Source organism: Marinobacter lutaoensis (genome assembly GCF_001981305.1).
Lineage (GTDB): Bacteria > Pseudomonadota > Gammaproteobacteria > Pseudomonadales > Oleiphilaceae > Marinobacter > Marinobacter lutaoensis.
In genome coordinates this window covers 78,087-89,391 of sequence record NZ_MSCW01000007.1, presented here as the reverse complement: position 1 = coordinate 89,391, position 11,305 = coordinate 78,087, and the positions used below count along the sequence as shown (strand labels likewise).

Here is an 11,305-nt window from a genome sequence, read left to right as displayed (position 1 = left end):
TCCATCTTGCGCGGGAATCCCGGCATGGATACTGCTTGCGGCTCCGGTGAAGCCATGGGTTTTTCCGGAGGTTGAATGAAAGTTTCCATTGTGGGCATCGGCCATGTCGGCTCGGCGCTGGCGTTCGTGCTGACTCTCAAGAACATCGTCAAGGAGCTGGTGCTGGTCGGACGGACCCGGGAGTCCGCCAAGGGCGACGTGCTGGATCTGCGTCACGGCCAGCTGTTCGTGGACACACCGGCGCAGGTCACGGCGGGGACCCTGGTCGACACCGCCGGTTCTGACATCATCGCCATGTGCGCCTCAATTCCGACACCGAAGGACATGCGCAGCCGACTGGAACTGGCCCGGGGCAATGTCGAGCTGATGCGCCAGCTGATGCCTGAGCTGGCCCGGTTGTCGCCCGGCTGCAAGGTGGTGATGGTGTCCAACCCGGTGGACGTTTTGGTGCACTATGCCCTGGAATTTACCGGGTTTCGCCCACACCAGGTCATCGGCACCGGCACCCTGGTGGATTCGGCCCGGTTTCGGCAGCTGCTGGCGGAGGAACTGCGCATCCATTCGGGGGATATCCGGGCCTATATTCTGGGTGAGCACGGCGACAGCCAGTTTCCGGCCATGAGCTGCGCCGGCGCCGGTGGCGAGCCGCTGGACCCGACCCCGGGCCGCTACCGGCTGTTCGAAAAGGCCTCCAAGGCCGGTTTCGAGGTGCTCAAGCACAAGGGGTGCACCAACTACGCGGTGGCCCTGGCGGCGGCGGAGATCATCGAATGCATCATCACCGACGCCAAGCACACCATGCCGGTGAGCCTGCGGGTGGACGGCTTTCTGGGGGTCCGTGACGTGTGCCTGAGCCTGCCGGCGGTGGTGGGGGGCAACGGCATCGAGCGGGTACTGCATCCAAGGCTGAACGAGCAGGAACAGGCCGCCTTTCTGCACAGTGCCCAGGTGGTGCGCGACGCCATCGCCGCGTCCCGCCCCGGCTGAGGCGGCCGCGCGCTCAGCGGGAGATGTCCTTGACGTTTTCCATGACCACGAAGGTGCTGGTCTGCAGTACGTGGGGCAGGTTGGAGATCTGCTCCCCCAGCACCTGCCGGTATTCCGCCATGTTGCGGGTCCGCACCTTCAGCAGGTAGTCGAAGTTCGCCGCCATCATGTGGCACTGCTCCACCGCCGAGATTTCCTTCACCGCCGCGTTGAACGCCGCCAGCGCCTTGCTGCTGGTGTCGTTGAGGGTGACCTGGGCAAAGGCGATGTGCGCCAGCCCCAGCTTGGTCTGGTTCACCAGCGCGGTGTAGCCGGTAATGTAGCCCTGCTGCTCCAGCCGGCGCATGCGGACCTGGCAGGGGGTTTTCGACAGGCCGACTCTGGAGGCCAGCTCGGTGACGGTGATGCGGCCGTTCTTCTGGAGTTCCCGGATGATGGCCAGGTCGATTCGGTCCAGCTCCGCCATGGCTGCTATCCTTGATAGTGGTGTGTTGGGTTCGCTTTGGTCGAATTGTCTGATAATAGTCCTAAATTGGGAAAATGTCCGTATTTTTTCGCCACAAAAAAGGAAGGTTTCCTGCCTCTGAAATCTGAATAGGAAAATGGTCTGGGCTCCCTTCGATAGAATTCGGCCAAGGTAAAAAACACCAAGGCTTTAATGACAGGAGGGTACACACATGAGACCGCAGCAATCAGTGACGCGCTCGCTGGACGAGTGCCGGCAGGCGATCCGCCAGAACTATCTGGCGGATGAGTACGACGTCATCCACCGGCTGATTGCTGACGCTCGGTTGTCCCAGGAAGAGCGCGCGGCCATTTCCGCCCGCGCCGCCGACCTGGTGCGCAGCGTCCGCAACAGTGCACGCCCGACCATCATGGAAAAGTTCCTGTCCGAGTACGGACTGACCACCAAGGAGGGCGTGGCGCTGATGTGTCTGGCCGAGGCCCTGCTCCGGGTGCCCGACACGCTCACCATCGACGACCTGATCGAGGACAAGATCACCTCCGGCAACTGGGGTGCCCACGTGGGCAAGGCCAAGTCCGGTTTGGTGAACACCGCCACCATTGCCCTGCTGATGACCAGCAACCTGCTCAAGGACTCCGAACGCCAGAGCGTGGGTGACACCCTGCGCAAGTTGGTCAAGCGCCTGGGTGAGCCGGTGGTGCGCAGCATCGCCGCCCAGGCGATGAAGGAAATGGGGCGCCAGTTCGTGCTTGGCCGCGACATCGAGGAAGCCCAGGAGCGCGGCAAGAGCTACATGGCCCGGGGCTACACCTACTCCTACGACATGCTGGGCGAGGCCGCCCGCACCGATGCCGACGCCAAGCGTTACTTTGGCGCCTACGCCCTGGCGATCGACAGCATCGGTAAGAACTGCACGGGCGACATCCGTATCAACCCGGGGATTTCCGTGAAGCTGTCCGCGCTGCTGGCCCGCTATGAGTACGGCCAGAAGGAACGGGTCATGAATGAGCTGGTGCCCCGCACCCTGGAGCTGGCCAGAAAGGCCGCGGCGGCCAACATGAGCTTCAACATCGACGCCGAGGAGCAGGACCGCCTGGACCTGTCCCTGGACGTGATCGAGGCGGTGCTGTCCGACCCATCCCTGAAGGACTGGAACGGCTTCGGCGTGGTGGTGCAGGCGTTCGGTAAGCGCGCGTCCCAGGTTCTCGACTGGCTCTACGCCCTGGCCGAGAAGCTGGACCGTCGGATCATGGTGCGCCTGGTGAAAGGTGCTTACTGGGATGCCGAGATCAAGCGCGCCCAGGTGATGGGGCTGTCCGGTTTCCCGGTGTTCACCCGCAAGGCCTGCAGTGACGTATCCTACCTGTCCTGCGCCTCCAAGCTGCTGGGCATGACCGACCGCATCTACCCGCAGTTCGCCACCCACAACGCCCACTCCGTGACCGCGGTGCTGGAAATGGCGAAGGACCTGCCCCGTGACACCTTCGAGTTCCAGCGCCTGCACGGCATGGGTGAATCCCTGCACGACCAGGTGCTGCGTGAAAGCGGCGTGCCCTGCCGGATCTACGCCCCGGTGGGTGCCCACAAGGACCTGCTGGCCTACCTGGTGCGCCGGCTGCTGGAGAACGGCGCCAACAGTTCCTTCGTCAACCAGATCGTCGATACCCGCATCAGCCCCGAGCAGATTGCCCGGGACCCGATCGACACCGTGCTGGCGCTGGGTCGGGATGTGGCCAGCAAGATGATCGTGCCGCCGGCGCAGATTTTCGGTGACCAGCGCCGCAACTCCAAGGGCTGGGACATCACCGATCCGGTCACCCTGGCGGAGATCGAGGCCGGCCGCGGCACCTTCCGTGAACACCAGTGGCAGGGTGGCCCGCTGCTGGCGGTGGATGCCGCCGGGGGCGAACGGGTGGAGGTGCGCAACCCGGCCAACCCGGACGATCGGGTGGGGCAGGTCACCCTCGCCTCCCAGGCCGACATCGACGCCGCCCTGGACGCTGCCCAGGACGGTTTCCGAACCTGGTCCGCGATGCCGGCCGAGGCGCGCGCCAAGATCCTGTGCCGGGTCGGTGAGCTGTACGAGCAGCACGCCTACGAGCTGTTTGCCCTGACCACGCGCGAGGCGGGCAAGTCCCTGCTGGATGCCGTGGCGGAGATCCGCGAGGCGGTGGACTTCGCGTTCTACTACGCCAACGAAGGCATCCGCTATCAAGGTGCCGGCGAGGCGCTGGGTGTGATGTGCTGTATTTCGCCGTGGAACTTCCCGCTGGCGATCTTCACCGGTCAGATTCTGGCCAACCTGGCGGCCGGTAATGCCGTGGTGGCGAAACCGGCCGAGCAGACCTCGCTGATCGCCGTGCGCGCGGTCGAGCTGATGCACGAGGCCGGGATTCCGCGCAATGTGATCCAGCTGCTGCCGGGTTCCGGCGCCACCGTGGGCGCGGCCCTGACCTCCGATGCCCGGGTGGCCGGCGTCTGCTTCACCGGCTCCACGGCTACGGCCCAGCGCATCAACCGGACCATGGCCGAGAACTTGGCACCGGACGCGCCGCTGGTGGCCGAGACCGGTGGCCTGAACGCCATGATCGTGGATTCCACCGCGCTGCCTGAGCAGGTGGTGCGGGATGTGCTGGCATCCTCCTTCCAGAGCGCCGGCCAGCGTTGCTCCGCGCTGCGCATGCTGTACGTCCAGAAGGACATCGCCGATCATCTGCTGGAGATGCTGTACGGTGCCATGGAGGAGCTGGGGATCGGCGACCCCTGGCTGCTGTCCACCGATGTCGGTCCGGTCATCGATGACGCCGCCAAGCGCAAGATCGAAGCCCACTGCGAGGCCTTCGAGCGTGCCGGCAAACTGCTGAAGAAACTGCCGGTGCCCGCCACCGGGCGCTTCGTGTCCCCGGCGGTGCTCAAGGTCAGTGGCATCGAGGAGCTGGAGGAAGAGATCTTCGGACCGGTGCTGCACGTGGCCACCTTCGAGGCGAAGGACATCGACAAAGTGGTCGACGCCATCAACGCCAAGGGCTACGGCCTGACCTTCGGCATGCACAGCCGGGTGGACCGTCGCATCGAACAGGTGGCGCGCCGCATCCGGGTGGGCAACACCTACATCAACCGTAACCAGATCGGCGCCATTGTCGGCTCCCAGCCGTTTGGCGGCGAGGGGCTGTCCGGCACCGGCCCGAAAGCCGGTGGTCCGCTGTACGTGCGCCGGTTCATGAAGGCCCGAGTGGCCGAGCAACCGGTACCGGCGGAAGCCCGGCGCATCGACGCCAGCCAGGCCCGGAAACTGATCAGCGAGGTGGAGTCACGGGCGGTGCCCGCGCCGGAGGCCCGCCAGGCGGTCCTCAAACCGGTATTCGGGGACGTTCCGGCGCCGATGGATCTGGGGCATCTGGACATGCCGGGACCCACCGGGGAGCAGAACCACCTCTCGTTCCACGCCCGGGGTGTGGTGTTGTGCCTGGGGCCGGATGCGGCATCCGCCAGGGTGCAGGCGGCGACCGCGCTGTCCCAGGGCAACCGGGTGGTGGTGATCGCCGAGGGGGCCGAGCCGGCCTTGGCCGAGGCCATTCGCGCCGGCCTGCCGGTGGTGGCGATGAACGGCCTGCTGGCGCCGGAGGCTCTGGTCGAGCTCAACGGCTTCGAGGCCGTGGTCAGCGTGGCCGAGCCGGCGCTGCTCAAGCGCTATCGCCAGGCCCTGGCCCAGCGGGACGGTGCGCTGCTGCCGCTGATCACCGAACAGGCGCTGGATCAACGCTTCGTGCTGGAGCGGCACCTGTGCATCGACACCACCGCCGCCGGTGGCAACGCCAGCCTGATCGCCTCCGCCGAGTAAGCCGGCGAGGCCAGAACAGGAACCGGGCCCTCGGGCCCGGTTTTTTTGTGCCGGTTCAATGGGCGGCGTAGCGTTGGTGCAGGATGCCGACCCGCTCCACGTAGGCCCGGGTTTCAGCGTAGGGGGGCACGCCCTTGTAGCGGCTGACGGCGCCGGGACCGGCGTTGTAGGCGGCGGTGGCCAGACGGATGTCGCCGTCGAAGGTTTTCAGCATCCGGGCCAGGTAGCGGACTCCGCCGCGGATGTTGTCCGCCACGGTCAGGGTGTCGGTCACGCCCAGCTCCCGGGCGGTGCCGGGCATCAGTTGCATCAGGCCCTGGGCGCCCTTGGGCGAGCGGGCTTTCGGATTGAATGCGGATTCTGCGTGGATGACGGCGCGGACCAGGGCCGGGTCGACCCCGAACTCCCGGGCCGCCGTCTCGATTTCGTCCCGGTAGGGGGACAGGAACAGCGGCGTCTTGTGCCAGTCGATCTTAGAGTTCGGGTCGCAGGCGTAGCAGTGGAAGCGGATGACGTCGAATTCGGCATCCCGGGGCCGGATGCTGGAGTAGGACACCACGCCGTTGGCGTCGGTGTACCGGTACACGGTTTCGCTGCGGGTGGAGGCCAGGGGCGCGTCCGGTGCGCGGGTGTTGGTGAACTCCACCGTACCGTCGGGGTGCACGATGCGGCGGATGCCCTCGGCCTGGGCGGAGGTCACCAGGGACAGGGCCACCAGGCAGGGCAGCAGGGTGCGGAATCCGGTCATCATGGCATGGTCTCGTCGTCTGGCACCGTTCAACATGCAGGTTCCATTATTCCAGCCCCCGGCCGGCCGGCAAAGGGGCCGGGCCCGAAAATGCGCGCCGCTTCCCGGGCCTCGGTGGTTGGCCGCCTTGCCATGGCGTGAGCGGCACCTAGACTGAATCTGTCACAATCACAACATGAGGTCAGAGCATGCCATTCTCGCCGAACCATTTCGCCGAACTCAATCTTCTGCTGCAGTTTCCCGGCACCTCCGCCCAGGCCGGCATCAAGGTCCACCGGCACGGTGCTGCCCCGGAAACCGTCCGTGCCGCCGAAAGTCTGTTCGCCAAGGGCTTGATTACCCAGAAAGACGGTGGTTATCTCACGCCTTTGGGTAGTGAAGCGGTGGAGCTGACCCAGAAGTTGCAGTGTATCCTGTCCAGCCGCTGACCTGTCATCCAAGGGGTGTGGCCCATGCCAGCAGTCATCCAGACCTTCCTGATTCCGGCCCTGTTCGTCTGGCTCTGGAGTACCGGATTCATCGGCGGCAAGTATGGTCTGCCATACGCCGAGCCTTTCACCATGCTGGCGCTGCGGATGCTGTTGACGCTGGTTCCGCTGGCGCTGCTGGCCTGGCTGACGAAAACCCGCTGGCCCGGATGGCGCGGGGCCGGGCATCTGGCGGTGACCGGCCTGCTGGTGCAGGGCTGTTATCTGGGCGGGGTGTTCTATGCCATCGACCAGGGCATGTCCGCCGGGGTGGTGTCGCTGATCGTCGGCTTGCAGCCCTTGCTGACCGCGTTGGCGGCGGTGCTGTTCCTCGGGGAATCGGTGACCGGCCGGCAATGGCTGGGGTTGGGGTTGGGGCTGCTGGGCGTGGCCCTGGTGCTGGCGGAGAAACTGGGCGGCGGCGCCGGTGTACCCGGCATTCCGCCGCTGACCCTGGTCTGGGCGGCGCTGGCTCTGGTGGGCATTTCCCTGGGCACGGTGTATCAGAAACGGTTCGGTACCGGCGTCGACCTGGTGGCCGGGACCATGATCCAGTACACCGCGGCCGGCCTGTTTTTCGGCCTTGGCGCCTGGCTGCTGGAAACCCGGGAGGTGCAGTGGACACCGCAGTTTCAGCTGGCGCTGGGCTGGCTGGTGTTCGGGCTGTCGATCAGCGCCATCCTGATCCTGATGTGGCTGATTCGTCACGGCGCGGCGTCTCGGGTGGCCAGTCTGTTCTACCTGGTGCCGCCGGTCACCGCGTTGGAAGCCTGGCTGCTGTTCGATGAACGGCTGGGGCCGATGGCCATGGCGGGCGGGCTGGTGGCAATCATCGGCGTGGCCCTGGTAACCATCCGGCGCGCGCCGGCCGCCGGTTAAGGCACGGGGCCGCCGCCCGCCTCAGGACGGCGAGTTGAAGCGGGGCGCTCGTTTTTCCAGAAACGCCGTCATGCCCTCCACCCGGTCGGGGAGCGAGAGACTGTGATGAAACGCCGCCCGCTCTTGCCGGAGCCCTTGTTCCAGGGGCAGGTCGGCACCGGCCCGGGCAGTCTGCTTGATCAGGCGGAGGATTTCACCCGAGAGGGAGGCCAGGTCGGCGGCGACTTGGCGGCCTTCCTCGAGCAGGCGTTCGGTCGGCACGACGCGGGACACCAGCCCGCTGCGTTCCGCCTCGTGGGCCTCCATGCGGCGCCCGGTGAGCAGCAGGTCCAGCGCTTTGGCCATGCCCACCAGCCGCGGCAGGCGCTGGCTGCCACCGGCCCCCGGCATGGTGCCGACGCGGACCTCCGGGTGGCCGAAGACCGCGTTTTCCGCCGCCAGCACGATGTCGCACATCTCCACCAGTTCACACCCGCCGCCAAGCGCGAAGCCCTGGACCAGAGCCACCACCGGCTTGGGAAACGAGCCGAGCGGCGCGCAGCAGCCGGCAAAGTCGGTTGCGCGGGCCTGTTCCGCGCTCATGCCCAGCATCTCCTTGAGATCGGCCCCGGCGGCGAAATGTTCGCCTTCGGCCCGCAGCAGAACCACCCGCACGTGGGTATCGTCAGCCAGCCGCGCAAGCTGCTCGGCCATCTCGTCGGTCAGGGACCGGCACAAGGCATTGCGTGCGGCGGGCCGGTCGATGATCAGCTCGGCGTAACCTTCGGCGTAGGACTCACATCGAATGAAAGGGGTTGGCATCGGACTCTCCTGAGGGTGGCCGGTATCACCGCCAAGCATGGGGCGCGGGGCCGCCTTCGGTCAAATGCAATGATCTCAGTCGCCGTTGAGAAATACGCTCGGGCACGGATACGTTTTGTCACTGACTTTGGTGTGTCAACGCGCGATGATAGCGCCCCGCATGGTCAAAACGATCAGGATGATTGGCCAGAAACGCCAAAGGCCCGTGCGGGCCGTCTCCGTCTGAACGAATTACCGAGAAGGATTGTCGAATGCACGTGATCACTGCATCCCGCAAGGATTCCCTGTTCCGGAAAGCCCGGGTGGCTCTGGGCGCGCTCCTGTTGACGCTGGCCGGCGGTGTCCTGGCCGGGGAACGGCTGCACATTTTCACGGAGCACTACCCTCCATACAACGCCTCCACCTCCGGCGAGGAGTTTGCCCACAGCGCGGATGAGATCACCGGCATCTGCACCGATATGGTGAAAGCGATACTGGCCCGCACGGATTTTGACTATGTCATGAAAGTCCGGGCCTGGAGCTACGTGTTCGACCGGGTTCAGGGCCGGCCCAATCACGGTCTGTTCTGCACGGCCCGTACCGAGGACCGGGAGGACCTGTTCCAGTGGGTAGGGCCGCTGGCGTCGATCAAGTGGACTCTGTTCGCCGCGCCGGATTCGGACCTGACCCTGGAGCGGTTGGAGGATGCCCGCCCGCTGCGCATCGCCGGCTACAAGGGGGATGTGATGTCGCAGTATCTGGTGGACCAGGGGTTCAACGTGATCATGAGTCTTAGCGGCGACCTGAACCCCCAGCGTCTGGTGCTGGGGCAAGCGGATCTCTGGGTCACCGATGGCCTGGTGGGGCCGCTGGTGGCCCGTGAGACACAGGGTATCGAGGGGTTGAGGCCGGTTCTGGTGTTCCGGGAGACGCCCATGTACCTGGCCATGAGCAAGGAGACCGACCCGGCCATTGTCGCCAAGCTCCAGAACGCTTTGGACGCGGCCCGCGCGGCCGGGGAGCTGGACGCGATTCAGGCCCGCTACGAATAGGGCGGCTGGAAGGGGGAGGGGACGGTGGCCGCCTGGTCGATGGGGACCGGGCGCTGCATCAGGAATCCCTGGCCGACATCGCACCCGAGCATGCGCAGCTGGTGCCATTGCTCGGGCGTCTCGATGCCCTCGGCGGTGATGCGCAGTCCGAAGGCACGGCCGATACGGATGATGGAGTCCATCACCGTGATGCCTTGGGCGGTGTGAATGGCGTCCACGAACTGTTTGTCGATCTTCAGTTCATCCACCATCAGGTTCTTCAGGTAGCTCAGGGATGAGTAGCCGGAGCCGAAGTCATCGATGGCCACCTGCAGGCCCCGCTCCCGCAACCGTTTGAGGTTGTCCGCCACGCCCGGCACCCGTTTCATTACCACGCCCTCGGTGATTTCCAGATGCAGGCGTTGGCCCGGCAGATCCCGTTTCGCCAGTTCCGCGTCGATGAAGTCGGCGAACTGGGGTTGGGCGAAGTGTTCGGCGGTGATGTTGACCGCCACGTACAGCTCCGGAATGTCCGGCCAGGGACCGGTGGCCAGATAGTCCAGGGCCCGGCTGAGGACGTAGCGATCCAGGCTCTCGCCAAGGGCCGAGGACTCGGCGATGGGAATGAACTCGCCGGGCGAGATCCAGCCCAGCTGGTCGTCGTGCCATCGCAGCAGCACCTCGAAGCCGCTGAGCTGGCCGTCCGGCAGGTGGTACTTGGGTTGCAGGTACAGCGACAGCAGGCCTTCGTGCAGCGCCGCCTTCAGTTTCTGCTCGATGTCCAGCCGCCGTTGCAGTTCCTGGTGAAACTCGCTGTCGAACACCACCAAGCTCCGTTTCTGCCGCTTGGCGTCGCGCAGGGCCGACTCCGCCAGATCGGGCAGCCGGGCGATGTCGTCGGAGTCGTTGGGAAACAGTGCGATACCGCCGGAGACGGACAGGTGCAGCACCTGGTCATAGACCTCATAGGGCTGGGCCAGGGTGTCCCGTACCGTTCGGGCCACGTTCAGGGCGTCCTCGCTGCCCAGCACCGACAGCGCGACAAAGAACTCGTCGGCGCCGAAACGGCTGGTCAGGTTCGGGCGCAGGATGGCGGTTTTCAGCCGTTGTGCGGCCAGGATCAGCACCGCGTCTCCGGTTTCGTGGCCGTATTTCTGGTTCACCAGCGTAAAACCCTCGAAGTCGAAGGCCATGACCGCGTAGTGTTTCTGGCGGTTGACCTGCCGGCGCATGGCCCGCTGGAAGGCCCGGGTGTTGAGGGTTCCGGTCAGCTGGTCGTGGGATTCCAGATAGGAGGCTTCCAGCAGCGCCCGTTCCCGGTCGGAGACATCGATGCCGAATCCCTGGACTTCATGGCGGGTGGTCTTGAGTTTGTAGAACCGCCACTGGACGAAGCGGGTTTCCCGTTCCCCCGGAACGCGGGTGACGAGGGTCAGTTCGGAGCGGTCGGACGGGTTGGCAAACAAGGCCCTGAGGGCCCGGGCCTGATCGCCCGCCAGTTCCAGGCCGGCGCCCTGCAGGGTCCGGCCCAGGATGTCCTCCTGGGGCTTGCCGAGCAGTGTCGCGAAGGCCCGGTTGACGAAGGACAGGCGCCGCTTCCGGTTGATCCGGCAGATGAACTGGTCCTGGCTGTCGACGATGTCCTGGTAGCGTTCCTCGGAGGCCACCAGCTCCCGGATGGCGTTGTGGTACAGGGTCAGGTCATGGCAGATGCCGACGAAGCCGACGGCGCCGTCGATGAAGAATTCGCCCACCGACAGGTACAGGGGGAAGCGGGTGCCGTCCTTGCGCCGACCCTCGACTTCGCGGCCGGTGCCGATGACGCGGGCCTTGCCGGTGCGCAGGTGCCGCTGGAGGTAGTGGTCGTGGTTCTGGGCATGTTCCGGAGGCATCAGCACCGACACGTTTCGGCCGATCACCTCGGCGCGGCGGTAACGGAACAGACGTTCGGCGGAACGGTTGAACGAGGTGATGATGCCCTGGGCGTCGATCGTGATGATGCCGTCCACGGCAGCATCCGACAGCGCGGAGAACTGCGAGTTCGCGACAAGACGTACGTTGGTGGTCATGGTGCCTTCACCCCCTCCATGTGAACGGACCGCTCCG

General features: G+C 65.7%; 9 protein-coding genes. 5 read left to right on the top strand and 4 right to left on the bottom strand.

Features of this window, described 5'->3' with window-relative positions; genetic code table 11:
- Nucleotides 1–75 precede the first annotated feature (75 nt).
- Nucleotides 76–987, top strand: coding sequence for a malate dehydrogenase (locus BTO32_RS09985; protein ID WP_076724499.1), 912 nt, complete (start codon nt 76–78; stop codon nt 985–987).
- Between the two features lie 13 nt (nt 988–1,000).
- Here the strand turns inward: BTO32_RS09985 and BTO32_RS09980 are convergent, their stop codons facing one another.
- Nucleotides 1,001–1,453 (bottom strand): winged helix-turn-helix transcriptional regulator, encoded by a 453-nt coding sequence (locus BTO32_RS09980; RefSeq protein ID WP_076724498.1) that lies wholly within the window; start codon nt 1,451–1,453, stop codon nt 1,001–1,003.
- A 211-nt stretch (nt 1,454–1,664) separates the two neighbouring features.
- On the opposite strand from BTO32_RS09980, the gene putA reads away from it, so the two are divergent.
- Nucleotides 1,665–5,294, top strand: coding sequence for a bifunctional proline dehydrogenase/L-glutamate gamma-semialdehyde dehydrogenase PutA (gene putA / locus BTO32_RS09975; RefSeq protein WP_076724497.1), 3,630 nt, complete (start codon nt 1,665–1,667; stop codon nt 5,292–5,294).
- Nucleotides 5,295–5,349: 55 nt separating this feature from the next.
- On the opposite strand, the gene BTO32_RS09970 is transcribed toward putA, so the two are convergent.
- Nucleotides 5,350–6,042, bottom strand: coding sequence for a lytic transglycosylase domain-containing protein (locus BTO32_RS09970; RefSeq protein ID WP_076725071.1), 693 nt, complete (start codon nt 6,040–6,042; stop codon nt 5,350–5,352).
- Nucleotides 6,043–6,230: 188 nt separating this feature from the next.
- Between BTO32_RS09970 and BTO32_RS09965 the strand changes: the two genes are divergently transcribed.
- Nucleotides 6,231–6,470 carry a TIGR02647 family protein gene (locus BTO32_RS09965; protein WP_076724496.1) on the top strand — a complete coding sequence of 80 codons (240 nt, stop codon included), beginning with the start codon at nt 6,231–6,233 and terminating at the stop codon, nt 6,468–6,470.
- Between the two features lie 24 nt (nt 6,471–6,494).
- On the top strand, nt 6,495–7,388 hold the full coding sequence (locus BTO32_RS09960) for a DMT family transporter (protein WP_076724495.1): 894 nt from the start codon (nt 6,495–6,497) through the stop codon (nt 7,386–7,388).
- Nucleotides 7,389–7,409: 21 nt separating this feature from the next.
- Here BTO32_RS09960 and BTO32_RS09955 read toward each other — a convergent pair whose 3' ends face one another.
- On the bottom strand, nt 7,410–8,189 hold the full coding sequence (locus tag BTO32_RS09955; protein ID WP_076724494.1) for an enoyl-CoA hydratase/isomerase family protein: 780 nt from the start codon (nt 8,187–8,189) through the stop codon (nt 7,410–7,412).
- Between the two features lie 251 nt (nt 8,190–8,440).
- Here BTO32_RS09955 and BTO32_RS09950 point away from each other — a divergent pair, with 251 nt between their 5' ends.
- Nucleotides 8,441–9,220: a substrate-binding periplasmic protein gene (locus BTO32_RS09950; protein ID WP_076724493.1), complete on the top strand. Its 780-nt coding sequence runs from the start codon at nt 8,441–8,443 to the stop codon at nt 9,218–9,220.
- On the opposite strand, the gene BTO32_RS09945 is transcribed toward BTO32_RS09950, so the two are convergent.
- Nucleotides 9,211–11,268, bottom strand: a complete 2,058-nt coding sequence (locus tag BTO32_RS09945) for a putative bifunctional diguanylate cyclase/phosphodiesterase (RefSeq protein WP_076724492.1) — start codon at nt 11,266–11,268, stop codon at nt 9,211–9,213. The genes BTO32_RS09950 and BTO32_RS09945 overlap by 10 nt on opposite strands.
- Between the last annotated feature and the right edge of the window lie 37 nt (nt 11,269–11,305).

Bases quoted from the DNA above. Each gene is read 5' to 3' on its own strand.
- BTO32_RS09985 (WP_076724499.1), top strand. From the start codon at position 76: ATGAAAGTTTCCATTGTGGGCATCGGCCATGTCGGCTCGGCGCTGGCG.
- BTO32_RS09980 (WP_076724498.1), bottom strand. From the start codon at position 1,453: ATGGCGGAGCTGGACCGAATCGACCTGGCCATCATCCGGGAACTCCAG.
- putA (WP_076724497.1), top strand. From the start codon at position 1,665: ATGAGACCGCAGCAATCAGTGACGCGCTCGCTGGACGAGTGCCGGCAG.
- BTO32_RS09970 (WP_076725071.1), bottom strand. From the start codon at position 6,042: ATGACCGGATTCCGCACCCTGCTGCCCTGCCTGGTGGCCCTGTCCCTG.
- BTO32_RS09965 (WP_076724496.1), top strand. From the start codon at position 6,231: ATGCCATTCTCGCCGAACCATTTCGCCGAACTCAATCTTCTGCTGCAG.
- BTO32_RS09960 (WP_076724495.1), top strand. From the start codon at position 6,495: ATGCCAGCAGTCATCCAGACCTTCCTGATTCCGGCCCTGTTCGTCTGG.
- BTO32_RS09955 (WP_076724494.1), bottom strand. From the start codon at position 8,189: ATGCCAACCCCTTTCATTCGATGTGAGTCCTACGCCGAAGGTTACGCC.
- BTO32_RS09950 (WP_076724493.1), top strand. From the start codon at position 8,441: ATGCACGTGATCACTGCATCCCGCAAGGATTCCCTGTTCCGGAAAGCC.
- BTO32_RS09945 (WP_076724492.1), bottom strand. From the start codon at position 11,268: ATGACCACCAACGTACGTCTTGTCGCGAACTCGCAGTTCTCCGCGCTG.